The following is a 21,126-nucleotide window of genomic DNA, read 5'->3' as shown; positions in this document are numbered from 1 at the left end:
TCAAGCGCTGACGGTCTCCACCGCCGCCAGCATGCCGGTCCTGGCGTGACAGTTCAGGTACTCGAAGAACTGCTCGTCGGCAGCAGCCACGGTGACCTCGTGGTAGAGCCGCAGTTTTGCCGAGGGGCCGAGCGTCGACAGGTACTTCATCGCGGCGCCGAATATCCTGACGTGGGTCGGATGCGATTCCGCCCACCGCTCTAGCGCCGCCAGGCTTTTCCACCAGCTTTGACCATAGGACTTTTCACTCGCGTCCCCACCGGCTGCAAGCACGCGCATGTAACGGTTGGCGTAGCAGCCGATGCCGAGGCCGTCATCGCGCAGGAAATCCATGCCCTCGCGCAACACCGGTTCGACGTCGTCGAGATAGAGCTTTCGCTCCGAGGTCTCGGTATCGCTCCAATCCTGGCCTGATCGGATCAGACAGAGATTGTCGTGCGCCTGCACGCGCAGCCGCGCGCCGTCGCGGATCAATTCGGGATTGCCGCCCGGCGACATTGGATCGGTCTGCGACAGCGGGATGCGGTCACGCATGCCGCCCCAATAGGCGTGCTCCTGCACCTCGCCGCTCATGCCGCCAGCAATAGCGGCGACGCCCTCCGGCTGGCCGAGCGAGGAAAATAGCGTCTCGTGCCGCTCCACAATGGGGCGCAGCACCTCGATGAAAGCGCCGATGCCCTCAGGCTGCGCTCCGGTCCAGGCCTCGCGCGCCGGTGCAAACCATTTGTCGAACCGCGCAATGTCGTCCCAATAGGCCACCGAGACGACGTTCTCGTAGCCGGCCTGATCAACATATTGCGCGCGGTCCCAATGCGAAGGACCGCCTTCCGCGGCAAACCGCGCCGCGATGTCGGCGAGCGCGTCCGTTGCAGCCGCCGACGCCGTGCCGCGATACTGAAGGCCGAAATAGGCCATCACGACCCGGTTCACTCCAGGCTTATAGCGCGCCACGAAGGACGGGTATGGCGGCTGGTAATCGTCCGGCACGCGCTTGTGGCGCGTGCGTGGGGTCTCGAGATGCAGAGGAATTGCGGATTCCATGATCGTGCCTCCCCTTGATTCCGGCGATCAGCTCGCCGCCGCGGCAATGTCCGTGGGCTCGACGGTGTCGACCGGCAGCGCAAACTGCTCGACGCGCTGGTATCGCTTCTTATTGAGCAGGAGCCGCGTCACATCAGGGCGCGAATAGTGCCCGGCTGGATCAGCGGCGTTCTTGGCGACACCGATGGCGCCAAGATCGATCTCGGCAATCAAGAGGCCCTCCTGGTCCGGCGCGAGCTTGTCGCCGATCTGGCTGCCATCGGGGCCGTAGATCGCAGCGAAGCCACCGCCGGCATGCAGCAGCGCGTGCTTGTCCGGCCGATCACAGAGCTCGTCGATCATCGCTTGCGAGACCGTCGCGCAAGGGGCGAGCACGAAGCAGGAGCCCTCCACGGCATAGACGCGCGAGGCGGCGTTATTCACCTCGGCGCCGAGCGCCGGCGCGAAGGGATCGTAGAGCGAAAAGCTCGGCCAGGCCGCGACATGGACCTGCTCGTTCTGGGCATACATCGCGTATTTCGACAGCGGCTGCAGATGCTCCCAGCAGCACAGTGCGCCGATGCGGCCGATGTCGGACCGCGCGTGCACGGCGAGATCGCTGCCGTCGCCCTCGCCATAGACAGTGCGCTCGGCATGGGTCGGCCGCAGCTTGCGGCGCTTTGCGATGGTCTCGCCGTCCGGCCCGATCAGCCATTGCGCCAGATAGAGACTGCCGCCGTCGCGCTCGGACAGACCGAGCACGGCAGTGAGCTTGGCCTTGCGCACGGCATCACGCAGCCGCTCGGCCTGCGGACTGTCGTAGGACAGCGAATTGTCGAAATAGCGCTGCACGAAGCCGCGGCCGATCGCCCAGGCCGGCGAATCCATCCAGATGTGCCAGGGGTAGCCGGGGATGAAGGCTTCCGGAAAGGCGATCAGCTTGGCGCCCTTCTCGGCGGCGTCCCTGATCAGGGCGATCGACTTGTCGATCGAGGCATCGAGATCGAGCCAGGCGGGCGCCGCCTGCACCACCGCGACCTTGTATTTCGGATGTTCGATGCCCATTCCCACCTCCCTTGCCGGTTGATCGGAAGCCAGGTCCGATGCAGTCTATTTGACCAAGCCGGGCGGCGGGCGCTCGACCACGGCGGAACAAAAACTCGACCGGACGGAATCGTCGGCCCGGTACGGGATTTGCCTCCGTCAGTGGGGACCTGCGCCGACACGCAATTTTGCGGGATGTGAAAGGGAGGCTCTGCAGATGCCAATCCAGTTCACCACGGACGACAGCCCAGGCCACCGCCGCCTTGCGCTCTGGCAGGATATCGTCTGCGACGTTTTCGTCGGACTCGACTGCAAGTCCGATCTTGGCAGCGCCTTTCGCGGCTCGGTCACCCGGGCGCCACTGGGCAAGGCGGAATGCTCCGAGGTCTGCTCCGACCGTCAGCACGTGTTGCGCACGCCCTCGCGCATCGCGCGCTCAGATCAGGATTTCATCCTGATCGCGCTCGGCAATCGCGGCGCCGGCGCTGTGGTGCAGGACGGCCGCGAGGCCGTGGTGCATCCGGGAGAATTTGCGCTCTATGACACCACCCGTCCCTACGAGCTGAAATTCGACGGCATCTTCACGCAGACCATCTTCAAGGTGCCGCGCGAGATGCTGCAGCGCCGGCTCGGCGCGACCGAAACCCTTACTGCCAGCGCTTTCGGACCAGACTCGCCGCTGCAGCGGATCGCCTACGATTTCATCTACCGGCTCTGCCAGAGTGCGGATCAGATCGATCCGCACCACGCCGCCGCTCTGTCGGAACAGGCCGTCGATGTCCTGGCGATGGCACTTGGCGAGCGGCTGGGCAAGACGCCGCTGCCGTCCTCGACCCATCGCTCCGCCCTGCTCTACCGGCTGAAGGCGCATATCCGGGCTCATCTTGCCGATCCCGATCTCTCGCTCTCCGAGACCGCAACGGCGCTCGGCATCTCGTCCCGCTACGTCAACGATCTCCTCGCCGACGAGGATACCTCGTTCCAGCGCTACGTCCTCGGTGAGCGCCTCGCCCAATGCAGGCGCGACCTCGCCTCTCCCGTGCTCGCTCACCGCCACATCAGCGAGATCGCCTTCGCCTGGGGCTTCAACGACCTCTCGCATTTCGGCCGCGTCTTCCGCGAGCATTTCGGGATGTCACCGCGTGTCTTCCGGCAGAGCCAGTCGCGGCATTGAGGTCCGGTTAGCCACTGGCCCGAGCCTTCGCTTCAGGCGAAGGCGGTGCTCGTGAATTCCAGATTGTCAGGTGCAGCTGCCGGGATCAGGCTCTGCACATGAGAAACAACGCGACGATAAGCGGATCGGAAGTCTTGCTCGGCGTGATCGCGATCCGGCTCGCGTTCCTGGTCGTGGTGGGCTGGAGCCTGACGCTCCTGCCGCAGCAGGCGCGCGAGAGCGAGGTCGCCTGCCTTCGATCGCCACTAGCGAGGAGCGCGGCTCGGCTTCCCGCGACGACGGTCGGTCCGCGCGTGATTGACGCAGCATTCGATGACATGCGTCTGCACGACTAGGCCTCCCCCAAGCAAGGCCGGTATGTGAGCGCGGCGTAGGACACGGCACGTGCTTGCACTACCATCCGGCACAGAGGTCGCGGGGATCAATCAGCGGCCAGCCGAGGAGCAAATCGATGGAATACCGACGCTTGGGCCGCTCGGGCCTCATGGTGCCCGCCTTGAGTCTTGGGACCGGCACCTTCGGCGGCGTTGGCCGCCTCGCTGCGTGGGGCGCGACTGACGCGACCGAAGCGCGGCGCCTTCTGGATATCTGCCTCGATGCCGGCGTGTCGATGTTCGACACCGCGAACGTCTATTCGCTCGGCGAGTCCGAGCGCGTTCTTGGCGAGGCCATCAAGGGCCGCCGCGACAAGGTTTTGGTCTCGACCAAGGCGACGTTCCGTTTTGGCGACGGCCCCAACGACATCGGGTCGTCGCGCCAGCATCTGCTCGCGGCCATCGATGCTTCGCTGAGCCGGCTCGGTACCGATTACATCGACCTGTTCCAGCTCCACGGCTTCGACGCCTTCACCCCGCCTGAAGAGGTGCTCGCCACTCTCGATGTGCTCGTGCGTGCCGGCAAGATCCGCTACGTCGGCGTGTCGAATTTTTCGGGCTGGCACCTGATGAAATCGCTTGGCGTTGCCGACAAACATGGCTTGCCGCGCTACGTCGCCAACCAGACCTATTATTCACTGATCGGACGCGACTACGAATGGGAGCTGATGCCGCTCGGCCTCGACCAGGGCCTCGGCGCAGTGGTCTGGTCGCCGCTCGGATGGGGGCGCCTCACCGGAAAGATCCGCCGCGGCCAGCCAAAGCCTGACGTAAGCCGCTTGCCCAAGACGGCTGAGTTCGGCCCGCCCGTGCCGGACGAGCACGTCTATCGCGTCGTCGAGGCAATCGACGAGGTCGCCAAGGAAACCGGCAAGAGCGTCTCGCAGATCGCGCTGAACTGGCTGCTGCAGCGTCCGACCGTTTCGACGCTGATCATCGGCGCGCGCAACGAGACGCAGCTGCGCGAAAATCTCGGCGCGGTCGGCTGGTCATTGACCAAGGACCAGATCGCAAAGCTCGATGCGGCGAGCAAGGTGACGCTGCCCTATCCCTACTGGCACCAGCGCACGACTTTCACCGACCGCAATCCACCGGCGGTGTAGCGGCCGGGGCGCCGGCGCAGTCCGGCTTGAGCTGCATCAAGCCGGTCCGCGCCGACAGTGGCATCGTGCGCACCCGTGAGGCAGCCCGATGCGCCGATTTGCCATGAAGGCCCTGTTCACCGCTCTCAATCTCAACCGCGCCGAGCGGAGCGGAATCGATTGGGACCGCACCATCCGGATCGTCTCGACCGCGGTGACGGTTGGGCTCGTCGCGCTCTATGTGTTCGGGAAGTCGACCTCGCGCTGGTGAGTCCGCGAAGGCCGTTCCGACCCATGCCCGCGGTGCCGGGAGACCCGCTCCCGACGCAGGAACCGCCCGTATCCTGCCGGGTTGCGATGCATCTCGCAATTTCCTATCCGGAGACGAACCACGGCTCGAATCAAGCACGCCGCCCTCATGTCGCCAGCCCCCATGGAGCACGCCGACGGCCTGCCGCAGCCGCAGCGGGGCCAGGCGGTCCTGACCATTGCGCTCGGCATCATCATGGCAGTGGTCGACAGCGCCATCGCCAACGTCGCGCTGCCGACGATCGCGGCCAACCTCGACGCGAGCCCGGCGTTCTCGATCTGGATCGTCAACGGCTACCAGCTCGCGATCACGATCTCGCTGCTGCCACTGGCTTCGCTCGGCGAGATCGTCGGTTATCGCCGCGTCTATCTGGTCGGGCTGGTGCTGTTCACGCTTGCCTCCGCATTCTGCGCGCTGGCGCACACGCTGCCGCTGCTCACGATTGCACGCATCGTGCAGGGCTTCGGCGCGGCCGGAATCATGAGCGTCAACGCAGCGCTGGTGCGTTTCACTTACCCCCGCAGCCAGCTCGGCCGCGGCATCGGGCTCAACGCTCTCGTCGTCGCCTTCTCGGCCGCGGTCGGCCCGACGCTCGCAGCCGGTATCCTGGCGTTCGGCAGCTGGCCCTGGCTGTTCGCCATCAACGTCCCGCTCGGCGTGGTGACATTGGTGCTGGGCCTGCGCAGCCTGCCGCACACCAGGCCTGCGAGCCATTCCTTCGACTGGCAGAGCGCGGGGCTGTCCGCGATCACTTTCGGCGTCGGCATCGCGGCCGTCGATAGCGTCGGTCATGGCGAAGCGGCGATCACCTGCCTCGTGCAGTTCGCCGTAGCGCTCGTCGCCGGCGCATTGCTGATCTACCGCGAGACCCACATGGCCTCGCCGCTGCTGCCGATCGACCTATTGCGTATCCCGGTGTTCGCCCTGTCGATCGCGACCTCGATCGCCTCGTTCTGCGGGCAGATGCTGGCCTTCGTTGCGATCCCCTTCTACCTCCAGAGCCGCTTCGGCTATTCGGCGGTCCATATGGGCCTCTTGATCACGCCATGGCCGATCGCGGTGGCGTTCGCAGCCCCCCTCGCCGGCCGCCTGGTCGAGCATTATCCGGCCGGCCTGCTCGGCGGCATCGGCCTCACGCTGTTCGCCTGCGGCCTCGCTGCGCTCGCTTTGCTGCCGGCGGCGCCCACGCCGCTCGACGTGATCTGGCGAATGGCGCTGGCCGGCGCCGGCTTCGGCCTGTTCCAGACCCCCAACAACCGCACCATGATCGCAGCCGCCCCGCGCGAGCGTGCCGGCGGCGCCAGCGGCATGCTGGGCACGGCGCGGCTGCTTGGGCAGACCACCGGCGCAGCGCTGGTCGCGCTGTTCCTCGGCCGCTATCCGATCGAGGGAACCAGGATCGCGTTGCTGACAGGCGTCGGCTTTGCGCTCTGCGGCGCGGCGCTGAGCATGTTGCGGCTGTCGCCCGCGGGCGCGCGCGGCGCCGAGCATGTTCGGGTGCAGGACGACCAGCGCCTGCGCGGCGAATAGCGCGTGACCATTTGGGAAGGCCGATTTCGGCTGGGTCCGCCCCTCCTCACATCTTCACCATCTCGGTGCGATATTTCGGCAGCAGTGCTGCGATCAGCTTGCCTTTCTCGGCCATCTCTTCCGGAGTCGGCTTCGGCGGTGGCGACGTGCGGCCTTCGACGGGAAAGCCAACCGCCAGGAAGAATTCGTCCTGTCCCGCTGGCGTGCACATGCAGAGCATACGGGCCATCTTGCCGGACACGTTCTTGAACGCGTGCGGCGCATTGGCCGGAACGTTGACGGTCGACCCCGCACTTACGGTGTGGGACTTACCGCGAAAGGTGAATTCAAGTTCGCCTTCGAGCAGCGTGAACATTTCCTCGAAATCGTGGCGGTGCGGCGGGGGCCCGCCGCCGGCGGGCACCAGCATGTCGACCAGGCAATAGCGTCCTGCGGTCTGCGCGCCTGACACCAGGACCGTGTAGGTGCCGCCGGCCACGGAGATATGCGGCACGTCAGCGCCGTCGGGATTGGCGACCGTCAGGGCGCGCGCGGGATCGTCGGCGGGGATCGAGGAAGCTGACGGCGAGTTTGCAGAAGGCGTGTCGGTCATGTCGGATCTTCTTGCTTATATTTGACTGCCAATAAGAAAGGCCGGCTTTTCAGCCGGCCTTTTCAATTCATCGCGTGCGGATCAAGCCTTGACCAGCGGGCTCTTGGTCGGCCCCTTCGAGCCGCCGGGGCCACCGGGCTTGGACTTGCCCGACGGGCGCTTGCGGGCACCCGGGAGCTTCTCCTGCTTCGGCGTGACCGGCCCCTCGACGAACTCGAAGCCGATCTTGTCCTTGGTCTCGTCGGCCTCGTCCTTGACCAGGACGACGCGGACATGGCCGCCACCCTTGAGTTTGCCGAACAGCACCTCGTCGGCCAACGGCTTCTTGATGTGCTCCTGGATCACGCGAGCCATCGGACGTGCGCCCATCTGCTCGTCGTAACCATGCTTCACCAGCCAGGTCTTGGCGGGGTCGGACAGTTCGATGGTGACATCGCGATCGCCGAGTTGCGCTTCGAGCTGAAGCACGAACTTCTCGACCACCGTACCGATCACCTCGACACTGAGATGGCCGAACGACACGACGGCATCGAGACGGTTGCGGAATTCCGGCGCGAACTGCCGGTTGATCGCCTCGTGGTCATCGCCTTCCCGCTTCGAGCGCGTGAAGCCGAACGCCTGCTTGGCGAGATCGGACGCGCCCGCATTCGTGGTCATGATCAGGATCACGTTGCGGAAGTTGACCTGCTTGCCGTTGTGGTCGGTGAGCCGGCCGTGATCCATGATCTGGAGCAGCACGTTGTAGAGATCGGGATGCGCCTTCTCGATCTCGTCCAGCAGCACCACGCAATGCGGATGCTGGTCGACGCCGTCAGTGAGCAAGCCGCCCTGATCGAAGCCGACATAGCCGGGAGGCGCGCCGATCAGGCGCGACACCGTGTGCCGCTCCATGTATTCGGACATGTCGAAGCGCAACAGCTCGACGCCGAGCGACGCCGCGAGCTGTTTCGCGACCTCGGTCTTGCCGACGCCGGTCGGACCAGAGAACAGATAGCAGCCGATCGGCTTCTCCGGCTCGCGCAGGCCGGCACGCGCCAGCTTGATCGAAGCGGCGAGCGACTCGATCGCCTTGTCCTGACCGAACACGGTGCGCTTCAGGGTCTGCTCGAGATGCTTGAGCACCTCGGCATCGTCCTTCGACACGCTCTTCGGCGGGATCCGCGCCATCGAGGCAATCGTGGTCTCGATTTCCTTGATGCCGATGGTCTTCTTGCGCTTGTTCTCGGCGACCAGCATCTGCGCCGCGCCGGATTCGTCGATCACGTCGATCGCCTTATCCGGCAGCTTGCGGTCGTGGATGTAGCGCGAAGAGAGCTGCACCGCAGCCTCGATCGCCTCATTGGTGTATTTCAGCCGGTGGTAGTCTTCGAAGTACGGCTTGAGGCCCTTGAGGATCGCGATCGCGTCCTCGACCGTCGGCTCGTTGACGTCGATCTTCTGGAAGCGCCGCACCAGCGCGCGGTCCTTCTCAAAGTGCTGGCGGTATTCCTTGTAGGTGGTCGAGCCCATGCAGCGGATGGTGCCGGAAGCAAGTGCGGGCTTGAGCAGGTTCGAGGCATCCATCGCCCCGCCCGACGTCGCGCCCGCACCGATCACGGTGTGGATCTCGTCGATGAACAGGATCGCGTTGGGATGCGCCTCGAGCTCTTTCAGCACCTGCTTCAGGCGTTCCTCGAAGTCTCCGCGATAGCGCGTACCAGCGAGCAGCGTGCCCATATCGAGCGAGAACACGGTCGCAGCCGCCAGCACCTCCGGCACCTCGCTGTCGACGATGCGCTTGGCCAGGCCCTCCGCGATCGCGGTCTTGCCGACGCCGGCCTCGCCCACGAACAGCGGATTGTTCTTCTGTCGGCGGCACAGCACCTGGATCGCGCGGTTGATCTCGGAATTGCGTCCGATCACCGGATCGATCTTGCCATCCCGCGCCTTCTTGTTGAGGTTGACGCAATAGGTCTCGAGCGCCTCGCCCTTCTTCTTGGCGTCCTCGCTGCCCTTGGTCTCCGTCTCCTCGTCGACGCCGCGCACCGGCCGCGCCTCGGAGACGCCCGGCCGCTTGGCGATGCCGTGGCTGATGTAGTTGACGGCGTCGTAGCGCGTCATGTCCTGCTCCTGCAGGAAATACGCGGCATGACTCTCGCGCTCGGCAAAGATCGCGATCAGCACGTTGGCGCCGGTCACCTCTTCGCGACCGGACGACTGCACGTGGATCACCGCGCGCTGGATCACGCGCTGGAAGCCTGCGGTCGGCTTGGCGTCGTCGGCGCCGTCCGTCACCAGGTTCTCGAATTCGGTCTCGAGATAATTGACGAGGCTCGTACGGAGCTTGTCGAGGTCGACGCTACAGGCGCGCATGACGGCGGCTGCATCGGAGTCGTCGATCAGGGAGAGCAAAAGATGCTCGAGCGTCGCGTATTGGTGATGACGCTCGTTTGCGATCGCCAGTGCACGATGCAGGGATTGTTCAAGGCTTTGGGAAAAAGTCGGCATTCGCGTCCTCTATGGCCCCCACCATCATGATCGCCATCGCCCGGTCAGGCAACAACAACCTTTGTCACATATAGTTATACAAGATCGCGGCGAAAGACCGGTTCCGCGACTCAGGCGGCTGCACAGCTGAGGTATTTTCGATGCAAAACCCGTTCCGGTTTGGGTACGATCGGCACCGGTCCGAAATTCCGTAGTTTTGCCGTCTGCAACGAACATCGCTCGCAGACATCACGCGGCAATCACATTGCAGCATGCACAAGCCGGCTTCGAACGCGCCGTAACGTGTCGTGTCTTACTTCTTTTCCATCACGCATTGCAGCGGATGCTGGTGCTTGCGAGCGAAATCCATCACCTGCGTCACCTTGGTCTCGGCGATCTCGTAGGTGAACACGCCGCATTCCCCGATCCCGTGATGATGAACGTGCAGCATGATCTTGGTTGCAGCCTCGGCGTCCTTCTGGAAGAATTTCTCCAGCACATGAACGACGAATTCCATCGGCGTGTAATCGTCGTTCAGGATCAGCACACGGTACAGGTTCGGCCGTTTGGTCTTCGGCTTGACCTTGGTGATGACGGACGTGTTTGGCGCGGAGGGACCGCCGGAACGGTTCTCGTCGTTGCTCATCAGGGCAGCGTGGGCGGCGGCGGCCGCGGACGGATCTGGTCTGGAAGACAGTTGCGGCATGGCTCAGGCGTTCAAATTCCCCACGGACGCGTATGACGGTTTGCCGCGCAGCCCCGGCTTTTGGAGCTTCGCACAGGCGCACCGCCTTGTTGGATCGCCGCTTCCAGCCGGTCCGGTCCAAGCCGGATCGGCCTCACCGAATATGGGCCTGCCCCCGGCTCGCCGCAAGCGTGCGACAGCTCGGCCGATGCGGCCATGGCCGTCCCGATTCCCGGTCCGGGCGATCCTTGCCAAGGTTAATCAATCCGGACTGATTTGACAAAAGCTTCCGCCCCGCCCGTTTAGAAGATGTTGACCAGGAACCCGGCCGGCAACGTGGCTGCGGCGGTTTCGCGCGGGCTATCTCCGGTTTTCTACGGACCGATTTACCCTGCGTTCAACGGCGTGGCGCGAAAACGGGCAAAGTCACAGATTTCCGGGAATCGTCATGTCTCGCCTGCCATTCGTCAGCCGTATTGATCGACACCTCGCCCGGTTTGCAGCGGCCGAACAAGGCAACATCGCCGTGATCTTCGCCATCGCGCTGCTCCCGGTTTTAGGCTTCGTCGGAGCTGCAATCGATTACAGCCGCGCGGCCCAGGCTCGTTCCGCAATGCAGGCGGCCCTCGATTCGACCTCGCTGATGGTCTCCAAGGATCTGTCGTCCGGCACCATTACGACGTCGCAGATCAGCATCAAGGCGCAGGCTTATTTCAACGCCCTGTTCACCGCCACCAACGCCCTGCCGTCGGTCAGCATCGCGGCCACTTACACCGCAAGCACCAGCATGGGCTCCACCATCCAGGTCACCGGCACCGGCACCTACACGACCACCTTCATGAAGGTCGCAGGCTTCCCGACACTCGACGTCGGCGCCAATTCCACCAGCGCCTGGGGCCTGGTGCGCATGCGCGTGGCCTTGGTGCTCGACAACACGGGGTCGATGGCCGACGACGGCAAGATGGCGGCGATGCAGACCGCCGCGAAGAGCCTGGTCGACCAGCTCAGCCCGCTCGCCAAGACCGATGGCGACGTCTACATCTCGATTGTTCCGTTTGCCAAGGACGTCAACGTCGGCGCCAGCAACTACAGCAAGTACTGGGTCGATTTCAGCGATTGGGACGCGGCCCGCGGCACCAGGTTCGCCAACCACAACACATGGACGGGATGCGTGGTCGACCGCGACCAGGACTACGACACGAAGAACACGACGCCCACGAGCGGTAACGCGGGAACGCAGTTCCCGGCCGAACAGTACTCCTACTGCGACCCCGGCAGTTCGTCCTATCTGCAGCCAATCATGCCGCTGAGCTACGACTGGAGCTTACTCAAGCGTCGGATCGACGCCATGAAGCCCACCGGCAACACCAACCAGGGCATTGGCCTCGCCTGGGGCTGGATGACGCTGTCGGCTGGCGGTCCCATGAACGCGCCGGCCAAGGACCCCAACTTCACCTACAAGGATGCGATCGTGCTGCTCTCCGACGGTCTCAATACGCAGAACCGCTGGTACAGCAACGCCTGGCAAATCGACGCGCGGCAGAAGAAGCTGTGCGACAACGCCAAGGCGGCGAACATCACGATCTATACGGTGCAGGTGAACACCGGCAGCGATCCGACGTCCAGCGTGCTGCAATATTGCGCGAGCGGCACCGACAAGTTCTACCTGGTGACGAAGGCAGATCAGACCGTCTCGGTGTTCAAGGACATCGGCACGTCGTTGTCCAAGCTGCGCGTCGCGCGCTGAGATCGACACGCCACGACAAACAAAAAAGCCCGGCTGCTTCAGCCGGGCTTTTGATTCCAGGACGTCAGGAAACGTTAGCTGGCGGCCGGAGTGAACTTCGACACGATGGTCTCGACCGGCTTGAAGGCCTGCTTGGCGAGGTCGCTGTAAAGGCCGGCGATCTTCTGCGATTCCGCGACGAAGGACTCGTAGGCGGAACGGGCGAATTCGGTCTGCGCTTCGACGGCCTTGTCCAGCGACTTCACGCCGGAAAGCTTCTCGACGAAGGACTTGGTGTCTTCGAACGACTTCTTGGTGTAGTCGCCATAGGCGCTGGCGATCGCCTGAAGGCCGTGCTGCATCGAGGTCGCGGAGGCGACGTACTGCTCGAAGTGCTCTTTCCCGTAGCCTTGAAAGTCTTCAACCTTGAACATTCGGAATCCTTTTCCCTAGCTCTCGTCGGGAAGCCCCGGCTCCCTGACCCTGCTCACAATTAGTGCAACGCACAAAAAAGTCAAGAATTTTGTGCGACGCACAAAAATAAGGACAAGTTCGCACCAATTCCCGGGTTTTCCCGCAAGGGTTCTTTAAGCTTTTGGAAACCGCAGCGCCCTACTTTGATTCCCTGGACGTGTTCAGCTTCCACAAGCGGCCAAAAGCCGTTGGAGAACATCGCCTTAGCCAGAATAGCGGCTCAGGCCCAACGTCCGCCGCAGCGACACCTGCGGAAGGACAGCCTGAGCAGGTAATGATCCCGGGTCCCATGGGCACAATTTCGCCTCACGAGCCGGTGATCAAGTCAGAAACGGGGACGGGGTTTCATGCTTCGTAAAAACTTGTCTTCCTCGCGCTTGGCGCGGGTTGGCGTTTTTGGGCTTCTTGCGGTCACCAGTGCGGTCATCTTCACCACAGATGCTGCCGAGGCGCGGCGCCACCGTCGTCACTACGCGCATCCCCGCGTGCAGCGCGATGTGTCCGAGAGTTCCAGCCCGAAATTCGCGTCGATCATCGTCGACGGCAATTCCGGGTCCGTGCTTCAGGCAACGAGTCCCGACGGGATCCGCCACCCGGCTTCGCTGACCAAGATCATGACGCTCTATCTGCTGTTCGAGCGCCTCGAGTCCGGGAAGTTGAAGCTCGACACCGAGATGCCGGTGTCGCAGCACGCCGCCGATCAGGATCCGACCAAGTTGAACCTGCGTGCCGGCCAGACCATTCGCGTAGAGGACGCAATCAAGGGTCTCGTCACCCGCTCCGCCAATGACGCAGCCGTTGTGATCGCTGAAGCGATTGGCGGCGACGAGGACGACTTCGCCCAGATGATGACGCGCAAGGCGCGTTCGCTCGGTATGTCCAGGACGGTTTACCGCAACGCCAACGGTCTTCCCAACGACGAGCAGGTCACGACCGCGCGCGACCAGGCCACGCTCGGCCGCGCCATCCAGGAGCGCTTCCCGCGCTATTATCGCTATTTCGCGACCTCGACGTTCAACTGGCGCGGACAGTCGATCCGGAACCACAATCATCTGCTCGGGAATGTCGAGGGCGTGGACGGCATCAAGACCGGCTACACCCGCGCCTCCGGCTTCAATCTCGTGACCTCGATGCGCCGGGGCAACCGCCACCTGATCGGCGTCGTGCTGGGCGGCCGCAGCGGCGGCTCGCGCGACGCCATCATGCGCAACCTGCTCGCGGAGAACCTCGATAAGGCCGCGACCACCCATACCGTCGTCGCGGTCACCGAGCGCAACGGCTCCGACGCCGCTGCCGAAGTCGCTGATGCGTCGGATACCCCGGCACGCTCCGCTCCGCAGGTTCAGGCTGCCCCTGCTCCCGAAGCAGCCCCGTCGCGTCTCGCCGCGCGCCTGTCGACGCTTGCGGCTGCGACTGCCGCGGTGCCGCCGGCTCAGCCCAGATCTGAAGCCAACAAGCCTGAAGTTCGGTCGACTGAATCCAAGATCGAGCCTGCGCCGCTCACCAATGGCGTGATCTCGAGCCAGCACCTCTCGATCATCCCCGGCTCGTCCGAGCCGATGAAGCCGGTCCGGGTCAAGACCGTGCAGGTCAAGGCCGGCACCGTGAAGGTCGCCTCCGCCGCCCCGGCTCAGATCGCACCGCAGGTCACGAGCACGATCGCGTCCCGCTCCGACGTCGCCGAAACCTCCGGCGCCGTCGTGGCCCGGGCAGACCTCATCAACAAGCCCGAGGTTGCCAGCCAACCGGAGGCGCCGAAGGCCGAGATCGCCCGTACCGAGCTGCCGCGTCAGCCGGCGGGCTTCGGCACCGGCAATGGCATCCTCGGCGTATTGCCGGCCGCCGCCGCCGCCGCACCCGCCCCGGCTGCTACGAAGCTTGCGTCAGCCGACCCGGCGCTGCAGCCGGTCCAGATGAGCACCACCGCGAAGCCGGTGGTCACCCACAGCGGCTGGATCGTCCAGGTCGGCGCGCTCGAGAGCGAGAACGAAGCCCAGCAGCGAATCGACGCGGCGCGCAGCTCGGCTCGCGGCCTGCTCAGCAAGGCCGATCCGTTCACCGAGCCAGTCGTCGCGAAAGACAATCGCAAGCTCTACCGCGCCCGCTTCGCCGGGCTCGACCGCGACCAGGCGGAAGCCGTCTGCCGCACCCTGAAGCGTGCCGATATCTCCTGCATGACCGTCCGCAACTGATCTTTTCGCGCCGTTCCAATCAAAATGCCCGCGCCTTGCGCGGGCATTTTCATTTTCGGGATGCGGTGGCCGACGAGGCTGTTCCACGACAACCTCTCGTCAAGGATTTACGGTTAAAACTTTACGCAAGGGATCGACCACGCCGACAATGGCGGGCATCGGGGCGACGGCAAACAGAGCAAGCGGGGCTCACACGGGACGAGCGTTTGTAGCGTGGTGCCGGAGTTAGCCGTTATGCGTGCGAAGCAGAGTATCCTTGGCCTCGTTTACCCGGGCAGCGAGATACGTCGAGCCCCCCTGGTCGGGATGCAATTTCTTCATCAGGGACTTGTGAGCCCGGCTGATTTCGTCACGGCCCGCCCCCGGCTGCAGGCCAAGGATCTGATAGGCCTCCTCCGTCGTCATTTTGCCGGTCGCCACCGTGCGGCGCTGCCCCCCTGCCGCGTCGCCCTGCGCGTTCTGACGCCAAGCGGGAAACCGGCGGTCCAGATAGCTTTCAAGTAGGGCCACGCTCTCGGCGTCGAACGCCGGGACCATTGCCAGCAGGGCCGCGAGATCGAACTCATCGAGATCGCGCCCGGCGTGAGGCCCGGCGACGATCCGGCCTCCGAGCTGGCCGGAATCGTGATCGAGCCGCATATCCAGAAATTGCGAGCGCACGCGCGACGCCTGACCGGCCGGGCGCGTCGCGCCGGCGCCGAACAGCCCGCCGATATTGCCGAAGCCGGCGTTTGCCATCGGTGTCCAGCCCAGGAGCCCGGCGCCGAATATCCCGAGCGGGATCGCCACCACCAGTTCGCCCTTCAATCCCGTGAACGCTGCGACAGCCAGCGCGACCACGCCGCCACCGAACCTGATCGCGCGTGCCAGCACGGCCGGATTGGCCGAACGGAACATCTGGAGCAGCAGATAAAGGGTGATAACAGCGATAGCACCGGCAATCAGGGTCATGGCCTGAATATAGTCGGCCTATCGCCAAAAAGCATCGAGTCCTTGGCCCCGCAGACCGCTGCAGCGCTACTTCATCTGGCCGATCAGCCTGGCCGCGCCACTGGCGGTCTTCGCCAATTGCAACAGCGCCTCGCGTCCGCCGGCCGCGTAGGCGGCGGCTGCGCGCAACAGCTCGCGCAACTGCGCCGCCGCACCCGGATCGAACCGGCACCAGGCGCCGCCGGTCAGGCGCGCGATCTCGCGAAAGGCCTGCTCGGCCACCGCGTCATGGCCTTCCTGAAATACGAACACAGGCACCTTGAGCATGCCGAGCTCGCCGGCCTTGGCGCAGAGCTCGTCGACGTTCTCCTCCACGGCGTCGCCGACGAAGACGACGGCGCGCACGCCGGATGCGACCGCCTCGCGCCGCGCCTCGCTCAGCACCTTGGCGATCTGGGTGTCGCCGCCACGGCAATCGATCTTGCCCATCAGCGTCGCCAGCCTGGCGCTGTCGGAGATCCATCCCGTGGCGCGGCACTCGTTGAAGCCGCGATAGTAGACGAGCCGGATGTCGAGACTGCCGAGCGCGGCGGTCTCACGGAACATGTCAGCCTGAAGCGCACAGGCCATGTCCCAGGTCGGCTGCCGGCTCATCGTCGCATCCAGCGCGAAGATCAGCCGCCCTTTCGCACCGGGCGCATGTGGCGACAGCGCGCGCGCGTTTGCGACGAAGGCGGCGATGTCCTCCGAGGTCGAGGTCCCCGCCTGCGGCACAGCGCCGCCTGGTTGCGTCGAGACGGCATCGCGGCCGCGCGGTTTGATGGGTTCGCCGGACATTCCTTGACCTTGGCGTGAACGGCTAATGTGGTCAGCGCATGCCGCCCGGTCAATGTGCAAAGCCCCCGCAGGAAGCCGGCGGAGGCTTTGAAAATCGGTATCGACGACGAGGAAGGCGTCAGCTCTTGGCAGGCGCCATCAAAGCGACCGGCCCGGGCTCGAGAATCTTGGGCGGGGACGATTGGGTGTCGACCGGCGCCACTTCACTGTCGGTCGCGCTCAGGAACTTGTCGAGCATGCCCTGGATCGAGTTCTTGGCCGCGTCCGGACCGGTGTCGCGCATGTCGTTGTGCTGGAATTCGGTCTTCACGACCTGGATGCCGGCCTTCTCGCATTCCTCGTCGGTCGGGATCACGCCCGCATCGGCCTTGAACTGCGGATCGGTGGAGCGGAACGACAGAATCTTGAACTTGCCGGCAGTGACGAAGGGCACGCGAAGATTGTCGAGCGTGACGACCTTCTTGACCTCATCCGGATACTGCTTGGCGAAATACATCGTGATGTCGCCGCCCATGGAGTGGCCGACCATCGTCACCTTTTCGTAGTCCGCGTTGGGCTGAACCTTCTTCATCTCCTGCATGGCGAGATGGATGTTGGCGACGCCGCGCAGGATCTGCGGCAGCCGGCCGACATAGATCTCACCGGGCTTGGTCACCATCGGAGGATCGGTCGGCAAATCATGCTGCGGGCTGACGACGAGATAGCCGCGCGCGGCGAAAATATTGGCGAGGAAGCCGTACTCGGTGTTCTTGACAGTGTTGCCGTGGTTGATCACGGCGACCGGCATCGTGATCATGCCGGCGTTGGCCTGCATTTCCTTGTCACGACGGATCGCGATATCGACGGGCACTGCACGGTTGTCGCGCGAGGCATCGTAGAAGGTGATGGTTTCGTGCCTGATTGCCCACTTGCTCGCCGTGAAATAGGCGACGCCGCAGAGGGCACTGACCGAAACCAGAACGGCAATTCCACGCTTCATTTTCGTCCTCAGCCTCAGGCTCTTGCGGCCTGAATCCCTGTTGAAAATCGTGTTCTTCCGGAGCGCTTTGGCCCCTGGTCGCCTATTCCCTAATATATGTCACAGCCGCGTGACAGGAAGGCTAAATATTGTGAACTGGCAGCCCTTTCATTGTGCGGCGCACACGTTTGTTGGGCACCTCGCTCTCATACGGCTACGTCAGGGTGCACGTCACCTTCCGACGCAACCTGTCTCGATCGGGTTCAATTTTGCAGTAAACGCGGGGTGAAAACTGTTGAGCGCGGGCTGGGTTCCCACGGGAGACCGGCCGCTTTGATCGACCGGAAGTAGCCATATACCGCCGCCTCAGGCGCCGAGGATGTCGTGGACCTCGAGCGGCTTGTCGACCTGGTTGAACCACTCGGCACGGTTGGCGGCGCGGCGGCGTCCGCGCTCATCGAGCGGAAGCTTGAGCTGGCGGAGCAGGCTCGTCACCTCCTCCCGCGCGGTGAGATGGCCGAGATTGGGCCGCATGCCGAGGGTGGCCTCGTCGATCTCGTCCAGCGCGGTTAGGCCGCGCGGGAAGAACTCGCGATAGACGACGCGTTCGGCGAATCCGTCGACGTAGCGGAAGCCCAGCCGCATCGACAAATCCTTCAACCCCTCGGCAACCAGCTGCTTGTTGCGGGAGCCGAGCATCGACAGGCGGTTGCGCACGACGATCCAGTCGGTGGTCGCGCCGTCGAGTTGGCGGCGCTTGCGCCTGACATCCCGCACCATCTCGGCGTAGTGGCTCTCGCCCGTCACCGCGTAATTGGCGGGGTCGACGGTGCCGAGCACATCGAAATCGAGGAAGCTGTCGTTGATCGGGGTCACCAGCGTGTCGGCCATCGAGTGCGCAAGCCGCATCAGGTAGCTGTCGGTGCCGGGCGTATCGATGACGATGAAGTCGAAGCTGCTCTCGACCGCCGAGACCGCCTCCATGAACTGAAGGAACTCCGAATTCTCGTTCTCGGCGACCTGCATGGTCTCGCCGAGCTTGATGCAGCGATGCAGCGGCAGTTCGAGGTCGAGCTTGGTGCGGCGCGCCCAGGCGGAACGGTTGTTGATGTAGTGAGTAAAGCTCTGCTGACGGCAGTCGAGGTCGATGGTGGCGACGCGCTGGCCGGCTTTCAGAAGCGCGACTGCGATGTGCAGGGCGGTCGTCGACTTGCCGGAGCCGCCCTTCTCATTGCCGAGCACGACCACATGCGCCGAGCCGGACTGGCCTTGGCTAGCTTGCACAAGCATCGCGATCCTCAACACCCCTGACGAATATCTTCGAGTTGGCCGCGTCTGCGGTCAAGTGAAATGCGTGACAGGCAATACAAATCGCGGCGCGCCGACCTTCATCATGAATCGCCGCGCCGCTTCGCGTCTGTGATCCAACCCACAATGTCGCGACCTCTTACGCGGCTTTGCGCGGGATGCTGTGCCGCATCCGGATGCGTGGCGTCCATGGTCGCCGCTTGTTAAGGTTAGCCCGCCGGGCGCCGGGACGCGCCCGCCGATTCCCCAACCCCGTCGAGTTCTGATGTCACGCAGCCCCTTGATCGCCCGCACGGTCCCCACCTTGCGACGCGCCGTCGACAATCTTCGCAAGCGAAAGGCCACGGTCGCGCTGGTCCCGACCATGGGAGCACTCCATGACGGCCATGTGTCGCTGGTGCGCCTGGCCAGGCGGCGCGCGAGCCGCGTCGTGGTGTCGATCTTCGTCAACCCGACCCAGTTCGCTCCGACCGAGGATTTTGGCGCCTATCCGCGAACCTGGAAGGCCGATCTCGCCAAGCTCGCCGCCGAGGACGTCGATATCGTCTGGCATCCCGGCGCCGAGGCCATGTATCCGGAGGGCTTTGCCACCCGCATCGTACCGGAGGGACCGGCGCTGGCCGGCCTCGAGGACCGCTTCCGCCCGCATTTCTTCGGCGGCGTCGCCACCGTCGTCGGCAAGCTGTTCACGCAGTGCCGGCCGGATGTCGCGATCTTCGGCGAGAAGGATTTTCAGCAGTTGCGGGTGGTGGCGCAGATGGCCCGCGACCTCGACCTCGGCGTCAATGTGATCGGTTCCCGCACCGTGCGCGAGCGCGACGGGCTCGCGATGTCCTCGCGCAACGTCTACCTGTCACCACAGGAGCGGCAGACCGCGACCACGCTGTACCGCGCCATGAAGGACAGCGCCGGGCGCATCCGCGCCGGCGAAGCGGTCGCAGCCGCAATGGCACGCGGTGCCACGATGATCACGGCGGCCGGCTTTGAGCTCGACTATTTCGAGGTGCGCCATGCAGCGACCCTGGCGCCTGTCATCTCGCGCAAGGACGGCCCCTTGCGCATCCTGGTCGCGGCCAAGCTCGGCACGACCCGGCTGATCGACAATATCGCGGTGTAACCGCCAAGGTTGATCTTGCACCTTTGCTCGCCCGGAGGGATGATCGGCACGAGGAAGCGAGCCGACTGGCGGGGCATGTCATCTCAGCGTGAGGATCGTGAGCTGCGTGCTGGCGCTCGTTGCAGCAGGCGCCGTACAGGCCCAGCAGCGTCCGCCGATCGGCGCCTTCGGCTCGCCGCCCGACGCCATGATCTTCTACGTCGCCCATGGCCCGGCCGATGCCTGCGGGCCCGGGTGTTCCGACTGGATTGCCGCGGAAGGGGCTGTGCAGTGGGATAGCTACAAGCGGCTGATCGCGATCCTCGACCGTCAGGCCGGGCGCAAGCTACCTGTCGTGATCCATAGCTGGGGCGTATCCAATCTCAAGGTCGCAAGCAGCCTCGGCCGCATCCTGCGCGACCGCGGCCTCGACGCCACCGCCGGGACGACCGAGGTCACAGCCTGCGCCGGGAAGCCGGACGCCGAATGCTTTACGCTGAAGCGTCCGGGCGGACCGCTCGATGCAAGCTTGTCGGCGTCGAATCTGATTTGCGATTTTGCCTGCGTGCTCGCGCTGGCGGGCGGCGTGCATCGCAGCCTGCCGCCGGGCACGAAGGTTGTGCTGGGCAGCCGCTCCGTCCGTAACCGGCTCGCGCCCAACATCCCGGCTGAGCAGCGCGAGAGCCTCACGGAGTATTTTGGCGAGCAACACCGGAAATATCTGAACGAGATGGGCATTGCGCCCGATCTCGCTCGACATTGTGGATGGCATCGGCGAAGGCGGGCGCCCCGTCGTCATACCGCCGTCCGACTGGGCGCGGCTGCACATCGTGACGCCGTCGCAGTGACGCCTCGCAGTGACGCCTTGGGAGTAGCGGACTACAACAACCCGAGATCGCGCAGCTCGCGCCGCATCGGCTCCGGCATCGCCGCGATCGAGCCGGCCGCGGACTTACCGAGATCGGGCGGCACCGAATCGTCGGCGAGATAGCGCCAGCCCTGGAACGGGCGCATCGGCCGCGGCGACACCGCGATCACCTTCGGCTGCATCACGATCCGGCAGCGCCCGATGCCGTCCTTGTCGCGGAACGGCTCGATGCCGATGATCTTTTCGCGCGCGGCGACCTCACCCTTGATCACCCAATAGAGCGAGCCGCCCGACAGGATCTCGGCGTCGCGCTTGGGCACCATGCGGGTGATGTGGATGTGATGTTGCGGCAGACCCTTCTTCTTGGCGGTCTGCATCCGTTCGGCGGTCCACTCCTTCAATTCCTTGATGGATTCGCAGCCGACGGCGAGCTTGATCAGATGTAGTGGCATGCCCCCAG

The 21,126-nt window shown here is 64.5% G+C and carries 20 protein-coding genes; 9 read left to right on the top strand and 11 right to left on the bottom strand.

Annotation, left to right across the window (positions count from 1 at the left end):
* Both IVA75_RS04080 and IVA75_RS04075 read right to left on the bottom strand, forming a co-directional pair.
* The gene (locus tag IVA75_RS04080; protein ID WP_247286860.1) at positions 1-1,041 is read right to left on the bottom strand and encodes a phenylacetaldoxime dehydratase family protein; all 1,041 of its coding nucleotides are present in this window, start codon (positions 1,039-1,041) and stop codon (positions 1-3) included.
* A 27-nt stretch (positions 1,042-1,068) separates the two neighbouring features.
* Positions 1,069-2,085 carry a carbon-nitrogen hydrolase family protein gene (locus IVA75_RS04075; RefSeq protein ID WP_247286861.1) on the bottom strand — a complete coding sequence of 339 codons (1,017 nt, stop codon included), beginning with the start codon at positions 2,083-2,085 and terminating at the stop codon, positions 1,069-1,071.
* A gap of 196 nt (positions 2,086-2,281) precedes the next feature.
* Here IVA75_RS04075 and IVA75_RS04070 point away from each other — a divergent pair, with 196 nt between their 5' ends.
* The 5 genes from IVA75_RS04070 (at position 2,282) to IVA75_RS04050 (ending at position 6,534) form a co-directional block, all read left to right on the top strand.
* Entirely contained in the window at positions 2,282-3,238 is a 957-nt protein-coding gene (locus IVA75_RS04070; RefSeq protein WP_247286864.1) for a helix-turn-helix domain-containing protein, read from the top strand.
* Positions 3,239-3,336: 98 nt separating this feature from the next.
* Positions 3,337-3,573 carry a hypothetical protein gene (locus tag IVA75_RS04065; protein WP_247286866.1) on the top strand — a complete coding sequence of 79 codons (237 nt, stop codon included), beginning with the start codon at positions 3,337-3,339 and terminating at the stop codon, positions 3,571-3,573.
* A 116-nt stretch (positions 3,574-3,689) separates the two neighbouring features.
* Positions 3,690-4,715, top strand: a complete 1,026-nt coding sequence (locus tag IVA75_RS04060; RefSeq protein WP_247286868.1) for an aldo/keto reductase — start codon at positions 3,690-3,692, stop codon at positions 4,713-4,715.
* Between the two features lie 88 nt (positions 4,716-4,803).
* A complete protein-coding gene (locus tag IVA75_RS04055) occupies positions 4,804-4,965 on the top strand; it encodes a hypothetical protein (RefSeq protein WP_197031132.1) in 162 nt (53 codons plus the stop codon).
* A gap of 147 nt (positions 4,966-5,112) precedes the next feature.
* Positions 5,113-6,534: an MFS transporter gene (locus IVA75_RS04050; RefSeq protein ID WP_247286870.1), complete on the top strand. Its 1,422-nt coding sequence runs from the start codon at positions 5,113-5,115 to the stop codon at positions 6,532-6,534.
* A gap of 46 nt (positions 6,535-6,580) precedes the next feature.
* Here IVA75_RS04050 and IVA75_RS04045 read toward each other — a convergent pair whose 3' ends face one another.
* The 3 genes from IVA75_RS04045 to clpS form a co-directional block, all read right to left on the bottom strand.
* On the bottom strand, positions 6,581-7,126 hold the full coding sequence (locus IVA75_RS04045) for a cupin domain-containing protein (RefSeq protein ID WP_247286872.1): 546 nt from the start codon (positions 7,124-7,126) through the stop codon (positions 6,581-6,583).
* Between the two features lie 81 nt (positions 7,127-7,207).
* Entirely contained in the window at positions 7,208-9,613 is a 2,406-nt protein-coding gene (gene clpA / locus IVA75_RS04040; protein WP_247286874.1) for an ATP-dependent Clp protease ATP-binding subunit ClpA, read from the bottom strand.
* 292 nt (positions 9,614-9,905) lie between these two features.
* Positions 9,906-10,238, bottom strand: a complete 333-nt coding sequence (clpS, locus tag IVA75_RS04035) for an ATP-dependent Clp protease adapter ClpS (protein ID WP_018455182.1) — start codon at positions 10,236-10,238, stop codon at positions 9,906-9,908.
* Positions 10,239-10,725: 487 nt separating this feature from the next.
* On the opposite strand from clpS, the gene IVA75_RS04030 reads away from it, so the two are divergent.
* Positions 10,726-12,024 (top strand): pilus assembly protein, encoded by a 1,299-nt coding sequence (locus IVA75_RS04030; RefSeq protein ID WP_247286876.1) that lies wholly within the window; start codon positions 10,726-10,728, stop codon positions 12,022-12,024.
* Positions 12,025-12,098: 74 nt separating this feature from the next.
* Here the strand turns inward: IVA75_RS04030 and IVA75_RS04025 are convergent, their stop codons facing one another.
* The gene (locus tag IVA75_RS04025; protein WP_007603238.1) at positions 12,099-12,437 is read right to left on the bottom strand and encodes a phasin family protein; all 339 of its coding nucleotides are present in this window, start codon (positions 12,435-12,437) and stop codon (positions 12,099-12,101) included.
* 387 nt (positions 12,438-12,824) lie between these two features.
* Between IVA75_RS04025 and IVA75_RS04020 the strand changes: the two genes are divergently transcribed.
* The gene (locus tag IVA75_RS04020; protein WP_247286878.1) at positions 12,825-14,669 is read left to right on the top strand and encodes a D-alanyl-D-alanine carboxypeptidase; all 1,845 of its coding nucleotides are present in this window, start codon (positions 12,825-12,827) and stop codon (positions 14,667-14,669) included.
* A gap of 225 nt (positions 14,670-14,894) precedes the next feature.
* Here IVA75_RS04020 and IVA75_RS04015 read toward each other — a convergent pair whose 3' ends face one another.
* From IVA75_RS04015 to IVA75_RS04000, 4 genes are all read right to left on the bottom strand, one after another.
* Complete coding sequence (locus IVA75_RS04015; protein WP_247286880.1) at positions 14,895-15,620, bottom strand: DnaJ domain-containing protein; 726 nt, start codon at positions 15,618-15,620, stop codon at positions 14,895-14,897.
* A gap of 66 nt (positions 15,621-15,686) precedes the next feature.
* Complete coding sequence (locus IVA75_RS04010) at positions 15,687-16,436, bottom strand: VWA domain-containing protein (RefSeq protein WP_247286882.1); 750 nt, start codon at positions 16,434-16,436, stop codon at positions 15,687-15,689.
* 118 nt (positions 16,437-16,554) lie between these two features.
* The gene (locus IVA75_RS04005) at positions 16,555-17,415 is read right to left on the bottom strand and encodes an alpha/beta fold hydrolase (RefSeq protein WP_007603233.1); all 861 of its coding nucleotides are present in this window, start codon (positions 17,413-17,415) and stop codon (positions 16,555-16,557) included.
* A gap of 345 nt (positions 17,416-17,760) precedes the next feature.
* Positions 17,761-18,684, bottom strand: a complete 924-nt coding sequence (locus tag IVA75_RS04000; protein WP_027567358.1) for a division plane positioning ATPase MipZ — start codon at positions 18,682-18,684, stop codon at positions 17,761-17,763.
* A 283-nt stretch (positions 18,685-18,967) separates the two neighbouring features.
* Between IVA75_RS04000 and panC the strand changes: the two genes are divergently transcribed.
* On the top strand, positions 18,968-19,819 hold the full coding sequence (gene panC, locus IVA75_RS03995; RefSeq protein WP_247286883.1) for a pantoate--beta-alanine ligase: 852 nt from the start codon (positions 18,968-18,970) through the stop codon (positions 19,817-19,819).
* A gap of 106 nt (positions 19,820-19,925) precedes the next feature.
* On the top strand, positions 19,926-20,789 hold the full coding sequence (locus IVA75_RS03990) for a hypothetical protein (RefSeq protein ID WP_247286884.1): 864 nt from the start codon (positions 19,926-19,928) through the stop codon (positions 20,787-20,789).
* Here IVA75_RS03990 and IVA75_RS03985 read toward each other — a convergent pair.
* On the bottom strand, positions 20,678-21,118 hold the full coding sequence (locus tag IVA75_RS03985) for a DUF1489 domain-containing protein (protein WP_247286885.1): 441 nt from the start codon (positions 21,116-21,118) through the stop codon (positions 20,678-20,680). The two genes, IVA75_RS03990 and IVA75_RS03985, sit on opposite strands and share 112 nt — an antisense overlap.
* Positions 21,119-21,126: the final 8 nt, after the last annotated feature.

Origin of the sequence: Bradyrhizobium sp. 134 (assembly GCF_023074155.1) — a bacterium.
Lineage (GTDB): Bacteria > Pseudomonadota > Alphaproteobacteria > Rhizobiales > Xanthobacteraceae > Bradyrhizobium.
This window is presented reverse-complemented; position numbering and strand designations above follow the sequence as displayed.